This window comes from Vibrio sp. CUB2 (assembly GCF_001557945.1).
Classification (GTDB): domain Bacteria; phylum Pseudomonadota; class Gammaproteobacteria; order Enterobacterales; family Vibrionaceae; genus Vibrio; species Vibrio owensii.
On the sequence record NZ_LNRB01000008.1, the window covers coordinates 147,678 to 168,539 of the forward strand.

A 20,862-nucleotide genomic window follows, 5' to 3' on the forward strand; every position below is an offset into this window, starting at 1 on the left:
TCATAAATGAAAAATTCAAAAACGTCGCTACGTTTAGCCATATTGTGGCTATTCGCGACCTTGTACGCCATGTTCACATTAAGCGTGCAAGCTGCTGCTTCTGCAGAACCTGTATCGACAGGCTGGATGCAAGAAGCAAATCATCCCTACATCGAAACTCGATTTATCCTAACAGGACGAACCAACCCTAAAGAAAAAACCGTGGCCGGCTATTTAGAAGCTCGCTTGGCTGGTGAATGGAAAACCTACTGGCGAAGCCCCGGTGAGGGTGGTATCGCCCCTAAAATGGATTGGGATAAGTCTCAAAACATCACTGATGTCGAGTGGTTTTGGACCTTCCCTGAGCGCTTTGACCTGTTGGGTATTGATACATTAGGCTACAAACATAACGCCATCTTCCCGATGAAGATTCATGTGGAAGATATCTCAAAGCCAGTAAATTTAGATGCCGTTTTGACTATGTCATCGTGCACCGAGATTTGTGTTTTAACTGACTTCCCAATCCAACTTCAATTCACGCCTGATGAATTGATTCCAGCGGATGAAGCAGCGTTTCAATTTGCTCAAACCATGAGCAAAGTGCCAAAACCATCACCACTGCTAAGCGACATCACCGCAAGTTGGGACCAAAGCAAATCGCAACTTCAAGTGACTGCAACTCACCAACTGGGTTGGCAAAAGCCAGACGTGATTGTCGATGGTCAATCGATAGAAATGCAAGACGCCAATTTCTCCCTGCCTAACATCCAAATCGAACAGAATAAGCTGGTTGCGACTTTTGACGTCAGCAGTTGGATGGAAACACCAAACCTAGTGGGAGAAGCGATCTCAATTAGCGTCAAAGACGACGAGTTTGTGGCTGAACAACCGACAACCGTCGTTGCTGGAGCCATTGCATCGGATAACACATCCCTTCTCAGTATGTTGCTTTTCGCGCTGTTGGGCGGGTTCATTTTGAATATCATGCCGTGCGTTTTCCCTGTACTTGGCATGAAGCTAAGTAGCGTTGTATTAGCGCAAGGTATGGCGAAGAAGCAGGTCAGATTCCAGTTTTTAGCCTCGGCAGTTGGGATTCTTGCTTCGTTTTGGCTCATCGCACTTTTCCTCACGGTACTTAAGCTATCAGGCAGTGCCATTGGATGGGGAATTCAGTTCCAAAGTGGTTGGTTCATCGGTGTTATGTTCTTAATTACTGCTCTGTTCGGCGCAAACATGTTGGGATTGTTTGAGGTTCGGTTGTCATCGAATACCAATACTTGGCTAGCCTCGAAGGGTGACAACAGCTATATAGGGCATTTCACACAAGGTATGTTTGCCACACTATTGGCAACACCATGCTCTGCGCCTTTCCTTGGCACCGCCGTCGCTTTCGCACTTGCGACCAACATTCCAACCATGTTTGGTATTTTCACTGCTCTTGCACTTGGAATGGCGTTGCCTTGGATTGCTGTCGCGCTCTTTCCTTCCATCGCAATGGCACTACCAAAACCTGGTCAGTGGATGAATCGAATCAAATACGCCTTTGGCGTGATGATGCTCATCACCAGTATTTGGCTGATGTCATTGCTCGCAAACCACCTCTCTGAAGAGTGGCTCTACGGATTGATTGCTATCAGCGCGAGTGCACTGTTTGCTCGCATGGTTCAAGTGCACGGAGTCAAAGCCACCCTAATCTGCAGTGCTCTATTGATTGCGACTTTGGGTGTAACGATTGTGGCAAAAGAATCCAATACCAATGTCCTGCCTCCAGAGCCAAAGTGGGAAACTCTATCAGCGCAAGCCATCGACCAATATGTTGAAGAGGGAAAAGTTGTGTTTGTCGATGTCACTGCAGATTGGTGTGTGACCTGCAAAGCAAACAAGGTTGGCGTTCTACTGCAAGAGCCCGTTTATAGCGAACTCAACAGTACAGATATCGTGGCTATGCAAGGCGACTGGACTGTTCCAAGTGATAGCGTGACGTCCTACCTACAAAGCTACGACCGGTTTGGCGTGCCATTCAATATCGTCTTTGGGCCAGGAGCACCAAATGGCATTGAATTGCCTGTCATTCTGACCAGTGACGATGTCATTAGCGCCATTGAAAAAGCACGTGGTGAATAATGAAAAAGCAACGTCTAAAGAGGTCATGGATAGAAGAATCCATCCTCTACGTTTTATTTGCGGGGGTATTGGTCTTTGCCGTGGATACATGGAGAACCAAAGACATTCCGGTGTTTGATGTCCCTCATCTCGCCGGCAATTCCCTTTCTGGGCAGTATCTGGATGTCATGGAGATGAGTAAGGATGAACCCGTGATTGTGTATTTTTGGGCAACATGGTGTGCAGCATGTAAGTTCGTCACTCCTACCGTCGATTGGTTCGGCAATCACTATCAAGTTATTGGGGTTTCTCTCAACTCCGGTTCAGATGAGCGAGTTAGGCGCTACATGACAGCTAAAGACTATGCCTTCAACAATATTAACGACTTACGTGGTGAAATCTCAAAGCAATGGGGAATAGCAGTCACACCCACCATCGCCATTATAAAAGACGGCGAGATAAAGAGCGTAACAAGCGGTATCACAACACCTGTCGGGTTAATTGCCCGTTTATCGATGACAAAATTCTAATTGGTAACAAACATGAAATTGAACTTCACACTAATCGCTGCACTGATTGCAGCATTCACTTTCACTCCCGTGTCTTTCGCAAAAACTCAGGAGCAGAAAATTGAAGAAATTGCGCAACTTCTTAGAAACAACGGGGAGATTGTCGACTCATTGCACGAGAGTCTTGAACTCTATATCGAGCAACGAGATGGTTTCGAAAAGACACTCGCGGACAATCACGATTACATGTTTAACAACCCTGATATTCCGTGGTTTGGTGCAGCCGATCCAAAGCTCACCATTGCAGTCTTTACCGACTTGAGTTGTCCATGGTGTAAAAAGCTAGACCCGGTTCTTCACCAGATCGTCAAAGAGCTTCCGAATGACATCAAAGTTGTAAATTTATACGTTCCTTTGAAAGAAAGAGGAAATGGCTCTAACTCTGCTACTTTCGCACTTAATGTTTGGAAAGGTGACAACGATAAGTTCAAGCAAGTGGAAAAAACTATGATGAGTAAGCCGGGAATACACAACGCCCGTTCTATCATGAAAGTAGCCACCACAAACGATGTGGCTCAATATGTTTCTACCGATGATGCGAGCACAGCGATTATTGAAAAGAACTATGAGCTATTTATGAAGTTGGGGGCGAGTGGCACCCCAGCCATTCTCATTGATGGAGAAGTGATTCCTGGCTACATGCCATTTGAAGATCTCTTCCCACTCGTTCAGCAAAAGTTAAAAGAGTTAGAAACTCAATAACAAACAAAAAAACCGACGCTAACAGGCGTCGGTTTTTTATCAGCAGTAGTAAAGGACGCCAAGCGTTGTTACCCCGAAGACACCAACAATGCTGGACGTTGCAACCAACACTGCCACAAATAAGATAAGAAACTGACTAAACTTCATATACTCACGCGCCAAATGAAAGCTCTATTATCATATTGATTTTAAACACATAAAAAGCATTAGAGTGTCCAATCTAACACAAAAACAAATGCATGTTTTTTCCGATTTTTATTCTTCTCAAAATTCTCACACTCGACACAATACGTGATCATGATCACTTAAAGTCTCAACTATGAAACAACTTTATGAATGCAAATCACACTTTTTCTGCTAGTATAGCGCCCCGTTGCGTATTCGTTAGCAGTGGACACAACGCAGAGTATCTCGCTGGATTCATTTGTAATTTCACTTTTTGAGAAACAGCTATACTCAATTGATGGCTTAGTTATTAATCTAATAATAAGGTAATTAGCTTATGTGTAAATGTGGTTCAATGCAGATCGTACAAGTAAAACAAAGTTGGGCGGATAAATTATTCGGCTACTCAGAGCGCTGGAAATGCCAACTTTGCCGTAAGGTCTTCCGCTTCTAAAAGCACAATAATAAATAATCTTAGAGTTTCTAAGAAAAAGCAGTGGCCCGACAATGATTGTCGGGTTTTGTTTTTTTCGCCCCTACTCTATCTCGCCCACATGAATCCTATTGTTCTCAACCTAGCATCTAGCTGTCGGTTGGGTATAAAATCATGCCCACTTATTACTTCATCAACTCATACATAATCGGTCACTATGAACAAAAGTTTGCTGACTAATATCCTCGCAATCGCCATGATGGGCGCGGGATATCACATTCAAAATGATTACCTTTGGTACGCGGGTCTGTTCGCTTTTTCTGGCGCGATCACCAACTGGCTGGCGATTCACATGCTGTTTGAAAAAGTACCCGGCTTATATGGCTCAGGAGTTATTCCAGCGCGCTTCGAAGAGTTCAAACTGGCAATCAAAAACCTGATGATGGAGCAGTTCTTTACTGAAGCAAACATCGACCGTTTCTTAAACAAAGAAATGGCAGGTGGTGTGAACATCAATCTTGAACCCGTGATTGAGAAAGTCGACCTAAACCCAGCGTTTGACTCACTGGTTGAAGTTATCGAAGGATCTCAGTTTGGTGGCATGCTAGCGATGTTTGGCGGAGCAGAAGCGCTGCAACCTATGCGCCAACCATTCGTAGAGAAGATGCAAGAATCCATTATCGATCTAAGCAAGAGCGACAGCATCAAAGAAGCGCTAAAAGAGCAGATGGAATCGCCAGCAATGATGGATGAAATCAAGCAGAACATCGAAAGCATCATCGATCAGCGCCTTAGCGAACTGACACCAGCTTTGGTGAAAGAAATCGTACAGAAGATGATTAAAGAACATCTTGGCTGGCTCGTAGTTTGGGGTGGCGTATTTGGTGGCCTGATCGGCGTATTGACCACTTTCGTCAGCGCTTAATTGATACAAGCTACATACGAGAATTGAAAAGGAGCCTCCATGGCTCCTTTTTTGTGTCTGTCATGTGAACCTAAACGTGGGTATTAACCAAGCAGCTCTGGATTTACACCAAATCCAGTCTTGTGTTCTTCGATGACCACTTCACTACGAGTTTGTATCACACCTGGTAACGTCCCTAGCTTACTCGACATAAATTCCTGATAAGCCTTCATATTCTTCACTCGCACTTTGATCATGGTATCGAAGTCACCCGACAGCGAGTAGCACTCTTCAATTTCAGGCATCAACTCGACCGCTTTAGCAAATTTCTCGAAAATCGAGAAGCTAGTTTGATCAAGACGAATATGAATAAAGACCTGCACATCCAACCCAAGCTTTTCGGCATTGAGCTCTGCGTGATAGCCATTGATGAAGCCTTCTTTTTCCAACCGTTTTACGCGTTCAGAGCATGGTGATGTGGTTAAGTTAACCTGCTTTGCCAATTCCACCACTGGAATTCGACCTCGAGAATGCAACACTCTCAAAATCTGTAAATCAATTCTGTCTAGTTGATAACTCATTCACCACATCCTTGTAACAACTCAGGAATCACCAGATTAATAGTTACTATTCAGTTTGCAAATAGTGAAATGAGCAACGTGTGAAACTCGCAGGCATTTAACGTTTGCCCTGAACAAAAAGTCGTCAAATATTCTAAAAATGAAAACATTCATGCATCTAATTTATAAATAGACCAAACAATATAGGTAACTTTATTAATAAGATAATTTTGTTAACGAAAAAATGGAATGATGAACTTTGAATAGAAAAACATGAGCTTTTAAGAAAAGAAATGAGCCAAATGGTAAGGCAATAATAGGCAAAAATAATGAGGAGAAAGCAATGTTAACCCTACAACTCGCGTACAAGCCATTTGGTGTTGGTGAATGGACGTACACGACCGTTTCACACGAAGTGGCAAAATCTCTGGCGTCTGAATATGCCTCTTACGGCTGGCCAGTTATGATCGATGGAATGCCATTTGCAGCAGAGAAAGAGCTGGCTGCTTAAAAGTCGATTACATGATTGCTGATGTCTGTCGCGCTGGATGTTGAACCACTTCACCGATAGCGCGATGGTTACAGCAACGGCAGTAGTACTGCGGTTCCATTTCGTAGTAATGCTCACCTGATACAAACTTTGCCATCAACTGAGTAAAACTCACGACTTTGCCAGTTAGCGTAGCGATATGCTCTGGTTCACAACGCTTCATGATCACTTTATGCTGCGTTGTTCTTTTGCAAACTGAGCAATAAATATTAGGCATTTCCTTTCTCCCTGATTTCCTGTGCTACTGACAATTGACATATTTTGTTCAAAATAATTCCACAATAAAAAAGCCCCTTTGCTTTTTTGTGTTCCACATCCAAAAAATGACATCCAAGAACTCAAAAACTGAGACCTTGGTCAGACCTCAATTTTTCGACCAAATTATGAAAAATAGCACCTATGTATGTAATACTACGAGACATCATACATAACTGATTGTACGTACTTATTTTTTACATTCGGTATTGCCCATATTGCTCTGCTTGCCTACGAGAGAAGACGGATTTATCTCTCCAAAACGGCTTCAATTTACAGTGTGAATTGTGTGCAAAATAAGCAGTGGAGCTAACTCCCTCTTCGTACAGAACATGCCGTTCTAAAGAGATAAACAAGGAAGTAAGATGATTCATATTACCTTCGTCCGCCATGGACGTTCACTTGCAGATGATTTACGCGTTCATGAAGGACGATTCGACAGTCCGCTCACCGAAATTGGAATTCAACAAGCCGAAAATCGCGCGAAACAATTTGCCGAAGAAGGGCGAAAGTACGATGCGATTTTAAGTAGCTCAATGCAGCGAGCACGCCATGTTGGAGAGATATTTTCTACACACCTAAATGTCCCTATGACCACGCATGATGAATTAATGGAGCGTGATAACGGCCCGTTGCAAGGGTTACCTTTTAGCGAATCTCAACACAAATACCCTATGGCTGATTTCGTCAACCCGTACCAACCTTGCGTCGTCTCTGCCAATGAAGGGGAAAGCGGTGTTGAGCTTTACGCCCGAGCAAGCCTTGCCCTTCAATCTATCATCAGACGTGGCAGTGGCCGCTACTTGGTGGTTTCCCACGGACGCTTCCTCAGCACGATGTTTAATGTGATTTGTGGCAACCAACCAAGAGCCAACGAAACTGGAGTCCGATTTGCGTTCGATGATTTGGGCTACTTCGACACAACTTACCGACCTGATCTCGATGTGTGGGTCATTCAATCTGTAAGGTGATTCCGTTATGCCAACACAACCAAAACTCTTTACTGAGCGACTCATTCTGCGCCCTTTCCAGCATGAAGATAGCGAACGCGTCGCTTTACTCGCGGGTGAAAAAATCATCGCAGATATGACCGCGAACATTCCGCATCCTTATGAGCTGCCTATGGCGAAAACATGGATTGACGGACATGCATCAATGTACAAAGAGCGCAGAGGTGTCGTCTACGCTATTACCTTGCGTGAGTCAGGAAAGTTATTAGGCGCCGTGAGCATACCGAGAGTTGAGGATGGCTATGGCACTTTAGGTTATTGGCTCGGTGTCCCTTACTGGGGGAAAGGTTACGCATTTGAAGCTACGAGCGCACTCATCGAGTTCGCGCGTGTCGACTTTGAGTTAGCCGGAATTAAGGTACGGCACTTAGTGGAAAACCAACGTTCCAAATCGGTGATAAACAAACTCAATGTACCTTACGTCGAAAACACTTGGGTTGGACCTAAAGGGGCAGAGCGTGAAGTTTGTGTTTATCAAAAAACGTTCGTTTGTCTCGTCCTAAAATACGTTGACAGTTTTTCACTAAGCCAACTGCCCCAGCAGTTGGCTTTTTTCATGCACCTCATTTGGGGTTCTCATCCCGAGACTAAGGTGCGGCCTCATATTGTTATAGATACAAACGGACTGCTTTACTAGCTGTTTGAGCTCTTCGATATTCCGACTCCTATGAAGTAAGAACTCTTGCTTTAGTATCCCGTTGACCCTCTCTGCTAACGCGTTCTGATAACAGTCATATCCATCAGTCATTGATGGTTTTATATCGCCAACTTTTAACAGCCTTTGGTAGACGCTTGAGCAATATTGGAGCCCTCGGTCTGAATGATGAATACATGGACACCGATATTGGCGAGCTTTTATCGCCATACGTAATGCTTTTACAACATCGGTTGCTTTCATCTCATTACTCAATTCATATCCCATAACTTTACGGCTAAATGCATCTGTCACGAGTGACAAGTAATGGACGCCTTCGTCTGATTGAACATAAGTAATGTCACTAACTAATACTTCTTCGGGGCGACTAGGCTTAAACTCCTTAAGCAAGTTAGGATGCTTTTTCATCCAATGACGACTGTTGGTTGTCTTTGTATAGCTGCGCTTTGGTCGAATAAGAAGCCTTTCATGACGTAAGTAGTCAAAAAGTGCATCTCTACCCAGCTTAATGCCAGCCTTTATCAGCTTTGGTTTGAGTAAAAAGTGTAGCTTTCTCGTTCCAATTCGAGGCATATAACGGCGCAACTCTAGGACCATTTCCTTTACTGGCTGGATTTCTATTTTCCGCGCAGTTGCTCGTTTCTCTCTTTGGTAAACACTTTGTCTCGATATTCCACATAAGCGGCAGACTCTGGCTAAACTGAGTCCTTTCTGTTTTTGAAGGCTTCTCGCTCCTTGGCAAGATACTTTTTTCTCAGGTTTGTCCCATGCTCAGAGTCAAGAATATCGACGACTTCATTCAAGAACAGGTTTCTTATCCGCTCGTCTTCGAGCTCTCTTTCAAGACGTTTAATTTTTTGAGCGGGTGACTCATTCGGCTTTGTAGTTTTATACATGGCGTTCTTCCTTGGGTTATGCGTCCAATCCATTTTTCCATGCTTTCTTAGCCAAGTTAAAACGGTTGAGCGACCTTGGATACCATAAACAGCTTGCGCTTGTTTGTAGGTCATTTCGCCTTTTTCCACGGCATCAACGACCTGTAATTTAAAGCCTAGTGTGTAATCACGCTGAGTGCGCTTAATGTAGGATGTATTTGAAGTTGTCATAATTAGTCCTCAATGTGTAAACACATTTCAGGACGAGACAGTTTGAAGGGACATAAAAGCCAGCGATGATGCTGGCTTTTATGTCCCTTAGTCTTGAGCGACTTTCACGCGAATCTTGCTTTTCGCTACGCTGGTCAAGTTCAGCGCTTCCAGTGCAGCAATCGCCTCTGCTTCATCTGGCATGATCACAAAGCCGAAGCCTTTCGATAAACCGGTTTCTTGATCAAGAACCAAAGTACAAAGTTCTACTTTGCCGTGCGCTGAGAATAGTTTGCGCATCTCTTGCTCGGTTGTTTCACGAGCCAAGTTTCTTACTAAAAGTTTCATAATGAACCTAGTTGGTTTAATAACCGTACGATTCTCTCAGGTTCTTCCAAGCAAACCAAGCGAATAATATTGTACGAACGACTAGATCATTCTAAGTACATCTGATTAAATGATTTTTCGTTCATTTTTCACCCAAAGGAGAGCCGATATGGAAACGAAACGTCTTAAGCTAATCCCCGCTTGTTTGGAACGTGCTGAGGAAGCACATCAAGTCGTGGTACGTTGCCAGAAGACGCTCGAAACGTACCTTCCTTGGGTGCCACATGTACTCACACTAGAAGCCATGATAGAGGGAACAGAAAAAGCCATCACCAACTTTGAAAGCTTCGAAGAGGAATTGCGTTACTTCATCATCGAGAAGGAAAGCGATCGCTTAATTGGTGCCGTTGGCTTAATGATTAAAGATCAGGAAGTACCAGCATTTGAGATTGGCTATTGGTTAGATGATATCGCTGTTGGTAACGGCTACATTTCCGAAGCAGTGTTAGAATTAGAGCGTTACGCGTTTGAAGATCTTGGTGCAAGGCGCATTGCTATTACGGCAGATTCAACCAACCTAAAAAGCCGTGCCGTCGCAGAGCGTTGTGGTTATGATTTTGAAGGTGAGTTGAGACACGATCGACTCTCTACCTCAGGGGAATTGAGTAACACTGTGGTTTACTCAAAGATCCGTCAATAGGCAGTTTATGATTAAACTTTTTTATTAAATATAGCGCCACAAAAAATAAGCCTCACGAAGAGGCTTATTTTTGTTTAACCGGTTTTTAATACGCTGCTTAGGCGCTAATTATAGAGCACGAATGCGCACAATTTCATCTTGCTCAATACCCAAAGATTCAAGGAATTTTTGGTGCTCAGCAGGCTCCATCTCTTCAAATTTCTGGTGCCATGTCACCATGTCGTTTTCAGAGAAACCCGCCGCTTGCATGATTTGTACCCAACGTTCTTTAGTCACAATGTTATCCTCTATCAGTTGTGGTTCTTGTAATAGCACCACGATCGCTTTTTGCTGCGCTCGCAGATTTTGAATCTCGCGTTCGAGTTCATTGAAATGGTCTTTCAAGATCTCCGCTTGAGATTTGCCTTTCTGTGCCAACAAAGTGCGTATGCTGGAAATCGGTAACCCATAAGAACGATAGGACGAGATCGTTTTTAAACGCTGAATCTCTTTTTCTCCATACCAGCGATAACCGTTTTCTGAACGATGTGCAGGTGCTAGCAAGCCTTCACGCTCATAGTAAAGAATCGTAGTACGAGAGAGTCCACACTCTCTGGCCAGTTGGGTTACGGTTAGCATAGTGGCTCCTTTTGTCGGTACAGACATAGCATCAGCCCTACACTGATAGACGGGTCAACACGTTTTTTACTATACCTCAGAAATTCTCTAATTGAGGTGTTAGTAGTCATTCAAATCACCATCGACCATCAACCATAGAGTAAGCACAAAAAAGCCCGCGACGAACGCGGGCTTTGTTTTCACTTGAGATTGATTAGTCTAGCTCAACCAATTTCTTCTCGTATTCTTTGTGTTGCTCAAGCACTTCTTGTGCTGCACCACCAGTCATTTTGCTCACTACCACGATAGCGATAGTAGAGAAGATGATGCCCGGTACGATTTCGTACACATCGAACCAACCGCCTGTTAGCTGTTTCCAAACCACGATAGTCACACCACCGATTAGGATACCTGCTAGTGCGCCGTTACGGTTCATGCCGCTCCAGTAAAGGCTAAGTACAACTGCTGGACCAAACGCAGCGCCAAAGCCAGCCCAAGCGTAAGAGACAAGACCTAGAACAGAGCTGTCTGGCGTCATTGCTAGGAATAGTGCGATAAGAGAAATCACGATAACGCCTACACGACCAATCATTACCACTTCTTCAGACGTTGCATCTGGCTTAATCACTTGCTTGTAGAAGTCTTCTGCAAGAGCTGATGAAGATACTAGAAGCTGTGAATCCGCAGTACTCATTACCGCCGCTAGGATTGCCGCCAATAGGATACCTGCAATCACTGGGTGGAATACTGTGTTCACCAATAGCATGAAGATTTTCTCACCGTCATCTAGCTGTGTACCAGGGTGACCTGTTACCCACACTAGACCAACAAGACCAACGAGCATTGCACCTGCCATAGAAAGGGCAGTCCAACCCACAGCGATACGACGCGCTGTTGTTAGGTCTTTGTTTGAACGAGAAGCTTTAAAACGCGCTAAGATGTGCGGCTGACCAAAGTAACCTAGACCCCATGCTACCAAAGAGATGATCGCGATAGCCGATAGAGGCTCACCTTTCACGTCGCTCCATAGCGTTAGTAACTCTGGGTTAATGTTGTGCATGTCCGTCGCTAGTTGACCTAGGCCACCGTCCATTACTGCAACAGGTACAATCATTAGTGCTGCCGCCATCAATAGGCCTTGCACCAAGTCCGTCCAAGATACCGCTAAGAAACCACCGAATAGCGTGTACGAAACCACACACACCGTGCCAATGATAACGGCAATGCTGTAATCCAAGCCGAATACGGTCTCAAACAGTTTACCCCCTGCTACCAAGCCTGAGCTGGTGTAGAAAAGGAAGAATAGAAGAATGAAGAACGCAGAGATTGTCTGAATCAGTTTCGACTTATCGTTAAAGCGACGCGACAGGAACTCAGGCAGCGTTAGCGCATCAGTTTGGATGCTGTACGTACGTAGGCGTTTTGCACTGATTAACCAGTTTAGCCATGTACCCACAAGCAGACCACCTGCTAGCCAGAACGCTTCAATACCTGCTGCATACGCATACCCCGGAAGACCAAGTAGCAACCAGCCACTCATGTCTGATGCACCCGCAGATAGTGCCGCTGGCCATGGACCAAGGCTACGACCACCTAGGAAGTAGTCTGATGAATTGGAAGTCCTCTTATACGCGTAAACGCCAATGGCAACCATAATTAGCAAGTACGCCACAAAAGTGGTCGTGATAGCAAAGCTATTTTCTATCATTTGATAGTCCTCGTTATAATTATTTCCTTCCTTGCCCGCTTTGATATTTTGCCATCGCAGCAATACATCAAAGTAAGAGATACCAACCCGAGTAAGCTCTCAGGCTCTTTTGATTCAGATTGGTATCACAAGTCAGGTTAGTGGGAGTCGCTTCCCAACTCGAGTAGAGTCGCGTTACCGCCCACTGCTGTAATATTTATCGTTCGAGTACGCTCGGTAATGAAGCGCAACGACAGATGAGGATCATGAGTCAATGTCGGTGACTCTAAATCCGTTTCAGAAACTAAGCCGACGATGGCACCGTCACGCTTAGCCAGTTGCAGGTTAAGCGCATGCTCAACCTGTGAATGCCCAACATAACCCACACTACGTACGTCGCTGTCTAACAACGGGGAAGACGCATCGTACGCAACCACTTGGACTAAGTTAGATGGGAAGTTTGCTGACGCTACAGCCTGCTTAACCAATTGAGTGAGCTCTGTATTGTCACTGCAAATCACCACGCTGTTGCCTGCAATCAGAGCACAGGTGATCATTGCAAAGGTGCTGTACAGAGCGTTCTCGGTATTTGCTAGGTTGTTTTCACAAACGACCAAAGCCACACCGCGACCCGCTGCGTACAGCTCGTTAGTTTCACCCGTAGGGCCAACTAACTGATGAGTTTCTGCCAGCAGAGCAGACGCTTGCTGCAAGTGGTAAGACACCACTTTGCCAACCACACTATGCTGCTCTTCAATCGCAGATTTAAATGCCAGCAAATGCTCACATTTGTAATCAAAATCGGTCAGATTCCACTGCTCCCACGCAGAGAATGCATCTTTAAAATACGTGATCTGATGAACCATAATGCGACTCCTTACGCCTTCTCTGCTTGAACAAGATGTTGTTTAGTAAAGCGGTATAGGTAGTGAGGACCACCTGCCTTCGGACCCGTACCTGACAAACCTTGACCACCGAATGGCTGAACGCCAACCACCGCACCAACCTGATCGCGGTTGATGTAGCAGTTACCCACGCGAGCGTGTTTTTCAATCCAACGGTAAGTGGTTTCGTTACGGCTGTGGATGCCCATTGTGAGACCAAAACCGGTTTGGTTGATTTGCTCAACCACGTTTGGCAACTCAGACGCTTTAAAACGAACAATGTGCAAGATAGGACCGAATTGCTCTTCTTTCAGAACATCAATGCCCGAGATTTCGAACGCACTTGGCGACACAAAGTCACCGTGCTGACACGCTTCGTCCAATTGCAATTGAGCAACTTTGGTTTGCGTGCTTGTCATGTGCTCTAGGTGAGCAAGGAGTTTATTTTTCGCATTGCTGTCGATAACCGGACCCACATCGGTTTTGTGTAGGTAAGGAATACCAACATGCAGTTCATTCATTGCACCTTGGATAAGGTTGATGATGCGATCCGCAACATCCTCTTGAACGAACAGAACGCGCAGAGCAGAACAGCGTTGACCAGCAGAAGCAAAAGCGGAACGAATCACGTCACGCACAACTTGTTCTGGTAGTGCCGTACTATCCACAATCATGGCGTTCTGACCGCCAGTTTCAGCGATAAACGGTACTGGCTTCGCGCTACGCTCGGCAAGCGTCACATTGATGCGCTGCGCTGTTGCTGTCGAACCAGTAAATGCCACGCCTGCAATCGCATCGTGAGAGGTTAGTGCATGACCAATTTCACCACCACGACCCGGTAATAGCTGAATCACGCCCGCTGGGAAGCCAGCTTCTAGCATCAATTCGATCGCTCGCGCCGCAATTAAGCTAGTTTGCTCAGCAGGCTTAGCCACAACGGTGTTACCTGCAACCAATGCTGCTGTGACTTGACCAAGGAAAATCGCGAGTGGGAAGTTCCATGGGCTGATGCAAACGAAGACACCTAACCCTTTGCGGCTAGAAATGCGTTTCACGCCATCAAAACCTTCCAATTCGAACGGTTGAAGGTTTTGCGCTTGTTTCGCGTAGTAACGACAGAAATCGACCGCTTCACGCACTTCATCAATGCTGTCATGAATAGTCTTGCCCGCTTCTTGGTGACAAATCGCCACCAGCTCAGCCAAGTTTTCTTCCATCAGATCCGCAAGCTTATCTAGGCACACTGCTTTTTGTTCAATCGCCGTGCCTTTCCACTCTGGGAATGCAGCATCAGCCGCTTCGATCGCAGCGGAAACATGATCAAGGCTTGCGAAAGCCACCTGGCCCACTTCAATACGACGATCGTAAGGGGCAGTAATGATCTCTGCGGAGTTTTCCTTGATCATGCTTTCAGCATGTTTTTCGCCGTTGATGATCGGACCTGCTGTCCACTTCTGGGCTAGGAAGCTTTCAACCTGCGCTTCAAACGGCTTCGCTTCGCTATCGATATCAACGTTCACACCGTATGAGTTTTTACGCTCCGGGAAGATGCCGGTTGGCATTGGAATTTGACCGTTGTGCAAGGTCTCAAACGAGGTCAACACATCAACAGGGTGATGCGTCAGCTCTGAAATTGGGCAACGCGCGTCCACCAAACGGTGCACAAACGAGCTGTTCGCGCCGTTTTCTAGTAAGCGACGAACCAAGTAAGGCAGCAGATCCGCATGGCTACCGACTGGCGCGTAAATGCGTACTGGCTGACCATAAGTGTCCATCACATGGTTATAAAGCGAATCGCCCATACCATGCAGGCGTTGGAATTCGTAATCTTTGTGCTCTGCCATTACAGCAATCGCCGTAACAGTGTGCGCGTTGTGACTAGCAAACTGCGGGAAGATATTACCGCGCACGCCTTCACTCAGTAGGAAGCGCGCACACGCTAGGTAAGCAACATCCGTCGCTTCTTTGCGCGTGTAAACTGGGTAGTTCTCGTAACCCGCTTGTTGTGACCACTTGATTTCGCTGTCCCAGTACGCGCCTTTTACTAGACGAAGCGGGATCAGATCGCCCTGCTCTTTCGCCAGACCGTTTAGCCATACCAATACTGGCAGTGCACGTTTCGAGTAGGCTTGAACCACCAGACCAAACTTGCCCCAACCTTTCACTAGGTCGCTGCGGTACAGTTTTTCAAACAGTTTGAGTGACAGCTCGAGACGGTCTGCTTCTTCTGCGTCAATCGTGATGGCAACATCCACTTCGATAGCGCGCTTAAGCAGCTGCGTTAAAGTGTCATAAAGCTCTGTCATCACGCGTTCTTCATTCGCCACTTCGTAACGTGGGTGAAGTGCAGAAAGCTTGATAGAAACAGAAGGCGCAGGACTTGTATCGCTGCCGTACGTTTCGCGACCTACGGCTTCAATCGCCATTAGGTAGTCTTTGAAGTACTTGCTTGCGTCTGCCGTAGCCAGCGCCGCTTCACCCAACATATCAAATGAGTAGGTGAAACCTTTGTCGCGCATTGGGCGACCGTTCTTCTGCGCTTCTTCAATCGTACGACCACGTACAAACTGATGACCCATGATCTTCATTGCCTGATACATGGCTTTGCGAATCACAGGTTCTGAGAATTTGTTTACCAGGCGGTTTACAGCCTGACCAGGGCTCTGGGGTTCTTGCTCACCAAGACCAATCACTTTACCCGTTAGCATTAAGCCCCAAGTTGACGCGTTAACGAACACGGAATCAGAACTCTTAAGATGAGATTTCCAATCCGCTACGCTTAACTTATCTTTAATCAGTGCATCCGCCGTTGCTGAATCAGGAATACGCATCAATGCTTCTGCAAGACACATCAGCAAGATACCTTCTTGGGTATCAAGGCTGTATTCCAGCAATAGCGCATCAATCATCTGGATTGACTTCTTATCCGCACGGATAGCTTCGATAAGCTGGGTTGTTTGGGTCGTGATTGCCGATTTTTCTTCCGCTGTCGGCGTTGCTAGTGGCAATAGTTGCTCTAGCCATTGAGACTCGTCCACCATGTACAATGGCGAGATCAGTGACCATAACTTATCAAGCGGCTGCTCGATAAATTCTGGTGTTAACACGTTCGTTGCAGTAAACATGCGTTTTCCTCAATCTCTCTCCTCGAAAACCGCTTCGAGGATCATCAATGGCTGGCAGTGTATTTTGAGGGCGAGAAGAATACTTGTCAAAAACTCCGAGCTTTTTGCTAAAAACTCGCTTTTATAACAAAACATCTACATAGTCACATGCAAATAGATAATATATTGTGTTGTAAAAATTCATCTTTGCATGTCATTTACAACAAAAGTAGACAGGTTTTCGACAGATTTTGTTTGAATAAGAAGGATTTAAATTGCGCTTTTGTGAGAAACGAACAAAAGCGCTGAAAACTTTCGGAGAATTACGCAAAAAAATTTGATTTTCCTGTGCAAAATGCAAGCACAAAAAAACCGCGACTCATGCGCGGCTCTTTCCAAATGAGCAACTAAATGAACAAGATTAACCAACCTGTTTCTTATACTGAGAAGGCGATAATCCTTGTAAACGAGTAAAAGTATGCGTGAAGGTACTTTGGCTCGAGAAACCAGTGAATTCGGCAATTTGCCCCAAGGTTAAGTGGCCTTGTTCAATCAAATCGCGCGCCATGTCGATGCGTTTACCAAGTACGTACTGATGCGGTGTAATACCCATCTGATCTTTGAACAAGCTATGGAATTGGCTTTCACCCAAAAACACACTGCCAGCCAATTGCGCCACACTGATTTTATGACTCAAATGCTGTTCGATGTAGCGGTCAATGGCGTCCAAATCAAAACGCGATTCTTTCTTCGACGTTTCAAATGCAGAAATATGACGCTGCATAAGAGCGATCACGGTATCGTTACATGCGCGGCTAAGCAGTAAGTCGTCCGGATGATTACGCATCTCTTGCACTAACATTTGAATCAGCTTTTGGATTTGACCATCCAATTGGAAGTAAAGATGAGAGCGCTCTAGATTGTTGATTTTCTGCAGCATCTCGGGATCATCGTTGGCAGGCTTTGGCATATTAAGTACCAAAATGTCTGATTGATGAATCACGCCGCCGAAAGCATGATCAGAAGACGCCGTTACGATGCAACCTTGACCTGGCCCGACCAAATTACCCTGACCACGAACCTCAAATTCGGCCTGTCCTTTCAAGCCGATCACGATCTGCGTATAAGCATGATCATGGCAATCCATATAAGACGGAAGCGTGATCAACTCTGCTGGTTTAGGCAGCATGATCTCTTTATATGGCGGGGCTTTCGGGTTATCTGAATCACTCATTTCGAACAGTCGTCTTTATACAGTCGGCTTACACCTTGGCATCATATACCTTCTCGGTTGGGTTGCAAATCTTCCCCCTTCTAATCGCACAAGATCAAACCAACACGATCAAGGTACTCTACATGATCATAGTTCCGGAACGATGATCATGTAAGAGTAACTTACGGTCAATGTGCAACCAATTTTTTTAACAAAAACGGACAGATAGCCAAAATTACCAAAGATGAGACAAGCCGTTCACAAAGATCCTTGTCGTTGAAATGCAAACCAATGTAAGCCACGAGGTCAAAATTACGATCGAAAGCGTGTGAAATGCCCGAAAAACAGGGAGATAGAGGGATTTCCCCCCTTACCAATATGCTCACAATTCAATACATTAGACCTCGAGCTCTAGGATGCATACGACCCTGAGCTCAACGGTATCTACTTGATACCTCTAACTTACTTAGCAGACCCTCGCTATGTAATTTAGAACCTCTTCTACACGTCGACAAGATTATATCTTGTGTTGCCAGCCCGTCTTCAGGCTGGCTTTTTTTTGCCTATCGCCAATGAAAACAATGGCATAAGCTGATAATATATCGGCCATCTCACCGTATCCTGACGTTAATCATCACGCTGAGTTATCTTGCTCGACCTTCTCTCTTCCAGTTCTATCTGGCGCGATTCTCGAAAGCATGATCAAGGTGATGGTTGCCATTTAAAAACACAGGATAAACGAAGTGAGAATACCGACCTGCAATCATGCAGGCGATGAGTAGCAGTAGTGAGTCCATTGTGAATATTCCAGTCAATACCATAGAACAGTCGCTCCTTCGACAGCTACCGGGTTGTTGGGGATGCAAAGATAAAGATTCGGTATTCCGCTATGTGAATCAGGAATACGCCGAGTTAATTGGGTACGATTCACCTGAAGCCTGTATCGGTAAAACAGACTTTGAAATGGCTAGCCCTACCACTGAGTGTGCGCAAGAGTTTCGAGAACAAGATAAACACGTGATTGAAACTGGCGAGTCGCTAAAGATCCTCGATATACACCCTTATCCAGATGGTCATTGGCGCGCGCACATCTTTACCAAGACGCCTTGGCGAGATGACGATGGCAACATCATTGGCACCATATTTTATGGTCGTGAACTGACTGATACTGCCGTCATCGAAGTAGGCTATTGGGTTTGCCGAGCCATTGGCGGCTCACCGAATCAGCAGTCGATCTTCCGATTCGCTAACCTTAAACCCGAGCCGGAGAAGCTAACTTGCCGTGAGCAAGAGACTTTGTTCTTGTTGCTGTATGGCAAAAAGCCGCAATTCATCTCTCAAGTGATGGGGATTTCAACCAAAACCGTAGAAGGACATGTCGCTCGTCTGCGCACTAAGTTTGAAGCCAACAGTAAAAACGAGCTCATCGATAAAGCGATGGAAGCTGGTTACGGCTCAATTGTGCCAAAGACCCTGCTGAAACATCAGCTTTCTGTTGTGCTCAACGGCGAACGCTGATTCTTGATTCTGTTCAAACAAAAACACCGCCAATTTCGGCGGTGTTTTTTTATCTCTTCATCGAAGTGACTACGGCGCAAGACGGTCGATGTCCCACTCACCTTCTTGATTTGAGAACAAGAAACGGTCATGCAGACGATGTTCACCACCTTGCCAGAATTCAATGCTTTGTGGCTTAACGCGGAACCCCCCCCAGAAGGTCGGCATCGGGATTTCACCCTTGGCAAACTTCTGCTTCAGTTCGAGGAATTTACCTTCTAGTACGCCACGCGCTGAAATACGGCTACTTTGTTTGCTCGCAATCGCAGCCAGTTGGCTGTCTTTCGGGCGAGAAGTGAAGTATTTCATGTTTTCCATGGCGGTAAGCTTTTCAGCCACGCCTGTAATGTGAACCTGACGCTCAAGCGGGTGCCATGGGAAATGCAGGCTGATGTTGCAGTTGTGCTCAAGCTGCTGCGCTTTACGACTGCCCAAGTTGGTGTAGAACACAAAACCATCTTTATCGACGCTTTTTAGCAGCACAATACGTTGAAACGGCATGCCATTTTCGTCCACTGTCGCGACTGTCATCGCCGTCGGGTCAGTCAGACCAGCTTGTACCGCTTGTTCTAACCACAGGTTAAATTGATCAATCGGATCTGCTTTTAAATCTTTACGACGCAGGCCACCTTTTGTGTACTCACGACGAATATCAGCAAGTTCCATCTTCACTCCTTCACTCGTTTTTTTCGATTGTGCGCCCGATAATTTGGAAATACAAGGACAGCACACATGGATGTTTAAAGACCTAGTACGACTCTTACGGTTGGAGTACTACAAAGATCCATCGCATGGGATGCCGAAGCGTAACAAACAAGCCCAGACTTCACTGTGATTTATGTCGTTAGGTTGATGAAAGTAGGGTGAAAACCAACAATGTGAAGTCATTCCAAAATAATATTGCTCGTTTTTGCTCCACTAAAGACAATAATTACTGCCCAGTGGCCTCAAAAACCTCAGTATTTCAGGTACTCATGCAGGTGAGTCGTAAGTTTATTAGCTTATTCACCTACCTCAATTCGCTCTGAAAACCGGACTCTCAATCCCTTTTTTGAGGCCGCTTGGGTATACTAAAAGACATGCATAATAAAAGTGGATAACCACAACACATTAAACAACGTTGCTAGGAAAGGCATTTGCTTATGGACAAGCTAAGACTGTTCGAACTCTCCAACCAGCTCAGGTGCGCCGAAAGCTCTGACGCTATTCATGCTTGGTTTGGAGAACTACAAAACGAAATTGATTTTGAATTCAGTATCCTCGGTTTATTTGGTGATGATTACGCTCCAGACCCTGTCTGTTATGGTTTCTCTCCAGATCAATTTGCCAACTGCTTTAGTAAAAAAACCGCCGAAAGTGACCCGTTAATCGCGGCATTACAGCAATCCAATCACGGCATCATGGCCCTGATGGACTCACATACCCATCCAGATTACGGTAAGCGCTTACTGCTGGCCGGATATCATGGCGACAAGAAGGCCATTTACCTCACCTCGTTTGGTGACCGCCAACCTTCCAGCGAAGAAATCGACGCGTTGTATCTTTTAACGCCCCACCTCTATATGGCTTCGAGCTACGTCTGTGATCGTAACATCCGAGTGGAAACGCTCCCTGCTCCAGAGAGCCAACTGACGACTCGAGAATGTGAGTTACTTCCTTGGTTAAAACTGGGTAAGAGTAATTGGGAAATCAGCCGCTTACTTAACATCAGTGAACGTACTGTCAAATACCACCTACAAAATATTTATCGTAAGTTGGACGTACACAACCGAACGCATGCCGTGTCAAAAGCGATCGAGTTAGGTTGGTACGAGGATTAAAAA

At 45.5% G+C, this 20,862-nt stretch carries 19 protein-coding genes and 1 pseudogene; 10 read left to right on the forward strand and 10 right to left on the reverse strand.

Going from position 1 to position 20,862, the window contains the following annotated elements; all coding sequences use genetic code 11:
* Positions 1-6 precede the first annotated feature (6 nt).
* The 4 genes from ATB78_RS14680 to ATB78_RS14695 all read left to right on the forward strand — a co-directional run bounded on the left by ATB78_RS14680 (position 7) and on the right by ATB78_RS14695 (position 4,876).
* Complete coding sequence (locus tag ATB78_RS14680) at positions 7-2,103, forward strand: protein-disulfide reductase DsbD domain-containing protein (protein WP_061009039.1); 2,097 nt, start codon at positions 7-9, stop codon at positions 2,101-2,103.
* Positions 2,103-2,612, forward strand: coding sequence for a protein disulfide oxidoreductase (locus tag ATB78_RS14685; protein ID WP_155647808.1), 510 nt, complete (start codon positions 2,103-2,105; stop codon positions 2,610-2,612). The genes ATB78_RS14680 and ATB78_RS14685 overlap by 1 nt, the downstream gene beginning before the upstream one ends.
* 12 nt (positions 2,613-2,624) lie before the next feature.
* Positions 2,625-3,353 carry a DsbA family protein gene (locus ATB78_RS14690; protein WP_061009041.1) on the forward strand — a complete coding sequence of 243 codons (729 nt, stop codon included), beginning with the start codon at positions 2,625-2,627 and terminating at the stop codon, positions 3,351-3,353.
* Positions 3,354-4,168: 815 nt separating this feature from the next.
* Complete coding sequence (locus tag ATB78_RS14695) at positions 4,169-4,876, forward strand: hypothetical protein (RefSeq protein WP_005435770.1); 708 nt, start codon at positions 4,169-4,171, stop codon at positions 4,874-4,876.
* An 83-nt stretch (positions 4,877-4,959) separates the two neighbouring features.
* Here the strand turns inward: ATB78_RS14695 and ATB78_RS14700 are convergent, their stop codons facing one another.
* Complete coding sequence (locus ATB78_RS14700; protein ID WP_033005158.1) at positions 4,960-5,436, reverse strand: Lrp/AsnC ligand binding domain-containing protein; 477 nt, start codon at positions 5,434-5,436, stop codon at positions 4,960-4,962.
* Positions 5,437-5,758: 322 nt separating this feature from the next.
* Here ATB78_RS14700 and ATB78_RS29460 point away from each other — a divergent pair, with 322 nt between their 5' ends.
* A complete protein-coding gene (locus tag ATB78_RS29460) occupies positions 5,759-5,926 on the forward strand; it encodes a hypothetical protein (protein ID WP_009706656.1) in 168 nt (55 codons plus the stop codon).
* Positions 5,927-5,933: 7 nt separating this feature from the next.
* Here the strand turns inward: ATB78_RS29460 and ATB78_RS14705 are convergent, their stop codons facing one another.
* Positions 5,934-6,182 carry a hypothetical protein gene (locus ATB78_RS14705; protein ID WP_020194154.1) on the reverse strand — a complete coding sequence of 83 codons (249 nt, stop codon included), beginning with the start codon at positions 6,180-6,182 and terminating at the stop codon, positions 5,934-5,936.
* A gap of 403 nt (positions 6,183-6,585) precedes the next feature.
* On the opposite strand from ATB78_RS14705, the gene ATB78_RS14710 reads away from it, so the two are divergent.
* Both ATB78_RS14710 and ATB78_RS14715 read left to right on the forward strand, forming a co-directional pair.
* On the forward strand, positions 6,586-7,191 hold the full coding sequence (locus ATB78_RS14710; protein WP_009706657.1) for a histidine phosphatase family protein: 606 nt from the start codon (positions 6,586-6,588) through the stop codon (positions 7,189-7,191).
* 7 nt (positions 7,192-7,198) lie between these two features.
* Positions 7,199-7,720: pseudogene (locus ATB78_RS14715) on the forward strand (GNAT family N-acetyltransferase); the annotation flags it as partial.
* 33 nt (positions 7,721-7,753) lie between these two features.
* Here ATB78_RS14715 and ATB78_RS28480 read toward each other — a convergent pair.
* A protein-coding gene (locus ATB78_RS28480) for an IS3 family transposase (RefSeq protein ID WP_155647809.1) occupies positions 7,754-8,991 on the reverse strand; the annotation gives its coding sequence in 2 pieces (ribosomal slippage) (positions 7,754-8,619 and positions 8,619-8,991; 1,239 coding nt in all).
* 87 nt (positions 8,992-9,078) lie between these two features.
* Positions 9,079-9,318 (reverse strand): RNA recognition motif family protein, encoded by a 240-nt coding sequence (locus ATB78_RS14725; RefSeq protein WP_009706659.1) that lies wholly within the window; start codon positions 9,316-9,318, stop codon positions 9,079-9,081.
* Between the two features lie 148 nt (positions 9,319-9,466).
* Between ATB78_RS14725 and ATB78_RS14730 the strand changes: the two genes are divergently transcribed.
* The gene (locus ATB78_RS14730) at positions 9,467-9,997 is read left to right on the forward strand and encodes a GNAT family N-acetyltransferase (RefSeq protein ID WP_061009042.1); all 531 of its coding nucleotides are present in this window, start codon (positions 9,467-9,469) and stop codon (positions 9,995-9,997) included.
* A 108-nt stretch (positions 9,998-10,105) separates the two neighbouring features.
* On the opposite strand, the gene ATB78_RS14735 is transcribed toward ATB78_RS14730, so the two are convergent.
* From ATB78_RS14735 to ATB78_RS14755, 5 genes are all read right to left on the reverse strand, one after another.
* Positions 10,106-10,615 (reverse strand): MerR family transcriptional regulator, encoded by a 510-nt coding sequence (locus ATB78_RS14735; protein WP_038895068.1) that lies wholly within the window; start codon positions 10,613-10,615, stop codon positions 10,106-10,108.
* 193 nt (positions 10,616-10,808) lie between these two features.
* Positions 10,809-12,302: a sodium/proline symporter PutP gene (gene putP / locus ATB78_RS14740; protein WP_041059275.1), complete on the reverse strand. Its 1,494-nt coding sequence runs from the start codon at positions 12,300-12,302 to the stop codon at positions 10,809-10,811.
* Positions 12,303-12,439: 137 nt separating this feature from the next.
* Entirely contained in the window at positions 12,440-13,147 is a 708-nt protein-coding gene (locus ATB78_RS14745; protein ID WP_009706663.1) for a 1-pyrroline-5-carboxylate dehydrogenase, read from the reverse strand.
* 11 nt (positions 13,148-13,158) lie between these two features.
* A complete protein-coding gene (gene putA / locus ATB78_RS14750; RefSeq protein WP_061009043.1) occupies positions 13,159-16,290 on the reverse strand; it encodes a bifunctional proline dehydrogenase/L-glutamate gamma-semialdehyde dehydrogenase PutA in 3,132 nt (1,043 codons plus the stop codon).
* Positions 16,291-16,690: 400 nt separating this feature from the next.
* Positions 16,691-17,503: an AraC family transcriptional regulator gene (locus ATB78_RS14755; protein WP_005435788.1), complete on the reverse strand. Its 813-nt coding sequence runs from the start codon at positions 17,501-17,503 to the stop codon at positions 16,691-16,693.
* 744 nt (positions 17,504-18,247) lie between these two features.
* Between ATB78_RS14755 and ATB78_RS14760 the strand changes: the two genes are divergently transcribed.
* A complete protein-coding gene (locus ATB78_RS14760) occupies positions 18,248-19,000 on the forward strand; it encodes a helix-turn-helix transcriptional regulator (protein WP_005435790.1) in 753 nt (250 codons plus the stop codon).
* Between the two features lie 69 nt (positions 19,001-19,069).
* Here ATB78_RS14760 and pdxH read toward each other — a convergent pair whose 3' ends face one another.
* Complete coding sequence (gene pdxH, locus ATB78_RS14765) at positions 19,070-19,705, reverse strand: pyridoxamine 5'-phosphate oxidase (RefSeq protein WP_041059287.1); 636 nt, start codon at positions 19,703-19,705, stop codon at positions 19,070-19,072.
* Between the two features lie 476 nt (positions 19,706-20,181).
* Here pdxH and ATB78_RS14770 point away from each other — a divergent pair, with 476 nt between their 5' ends.
* Positions 20,182-20,859 (forward strand): helix-turn-helix domain-containing protein, encoded by a 678-nt coding sequence (locus ATB78_RS14770; protein WP_005435794.1) that lies wholly within the window; start codon positions 20,182-20,184, stop codon positions 20,857-20,859.
* Positions 20,860-20,862: the final 3 nt, after the last annotated feature.

Coding starts and splice junctions, on each gene's coding strand:
- ATB78_RS14760 (WP_005435790.1), top strand. CDS start 18,248: ATGCAGGCGATGAGTAGCAGTAGTGAGTCCATTGTGAATATTCCAGTC.
- ATB78_RS14730 (WP_061009042.1), top strand. CDS start 9,467: ATGGAAACGAAACGTCTTAAGCTAATCCCCGCTTGTTTGGAACGTGCT.
- ATB78_RS14755 (WP_005435788.1), bottom strand. CDS start 17,503: ATGAGTGATTCAGATAACCCGAAAGCCCCGCCATATAAAGAGATCATG.
- pdxH (WP_041059287.1), bottom strand. CDS start 19,705: ATGGAACTTGCTGATATTCGTCGTGAGTACACAAAAGGTGGCCTGCGT.
- ATB78_RS14705 (WP_020194154.1), bottom strand. CDS start 6,182: ATGCCTAATATTTATTGCTCAGTTTGCAAAAGAACAACGCAGCATAAA.
- ATB78_RS14725 (WP_009706659.1), bottom strand. CDS start 9,318: ATGAAACTTTTAGTAAGAAACTTGGCTCGTGAAACAACCGAGCAAGAG.
- ATB78_RS14690 (WP_061009041.1), top strand. CDS start 2,625: ATGAAATTGAACTTCACACTAATCGCTGCACTGATTGCAGCATTCACT.
- ATB78_RS14685 (WP_155647808.1), top strand. CDS start 2,103: ATGAAAAAGCAACGTCTAAAGAGGTCATGGATAGAAGAATCCATCCTC.
- putA (WP_061009043.1), bottom strand. CDS start 16,290: ATGTTTACTGCAACGAACGTGTTAACACCAGAATTTATCGAGCAGCCG.
- putP (WP_041059275.1), bottom strand. CDS start 12,302: ATGATAGAAAATAGCTTTGCTATCACGACCACTTTTGTGGCGTACTTG.
- ATB78_RS14680 (WP_061009039.1), top strand. CDS start 7: ATGAAAAATTCAAAAACGTCGCTACGTTTAGCCATATTGTGGCTATTC.
- ATB78_RS14735 (WP_038895068.1), bottom strand. CDS start 10,615: ATGCTAACCGTAACCCAACTGGCCAGAGAGTGTGGACTCTCTCGTACT.
- ATB78_RS14700 (WP_033005158.1), bottom strand. CDS start 5,436: ATGAGTTATCAACTAGACAGAATTGATTTACAGATTTTGAGAGTGTTG.
- ATB78_RS14770 (WP_005435794.1), top strand. CDS start 20,182: ATGGACAAGCTAAGACTGTTCGAACTCTCCAACCAGCTCAGGTGCGCC.
- ATB78_RS29460 (WP_009706656.1), top strand. CDS start 5,759: ATGTTAACCCTACAACTCGCGTACAAGCCATTTGGTGTTGGTGAATGG.
- ATB78_RS14695 (WP_005435770.1), top strand. CDS start 4,169: ATGAACAAAAGTTTGCTGACTAATATCCTCGCAATCGCCATGATGGGC.
- ATB78_RS14745 (WP_009706663.1), bottom strand. CDS start 13,147: ATGGTTCATCAGATCACGTATTTTAAAGATGCATTCTCTGCGTGGGAG.
- ATB78_RS14710 (WP_009706657.1), top strand. CDS start 6,586: ATGATTCATATTACCTTCGTCCGCCATGGACGTTCACTTGCAGATGAT.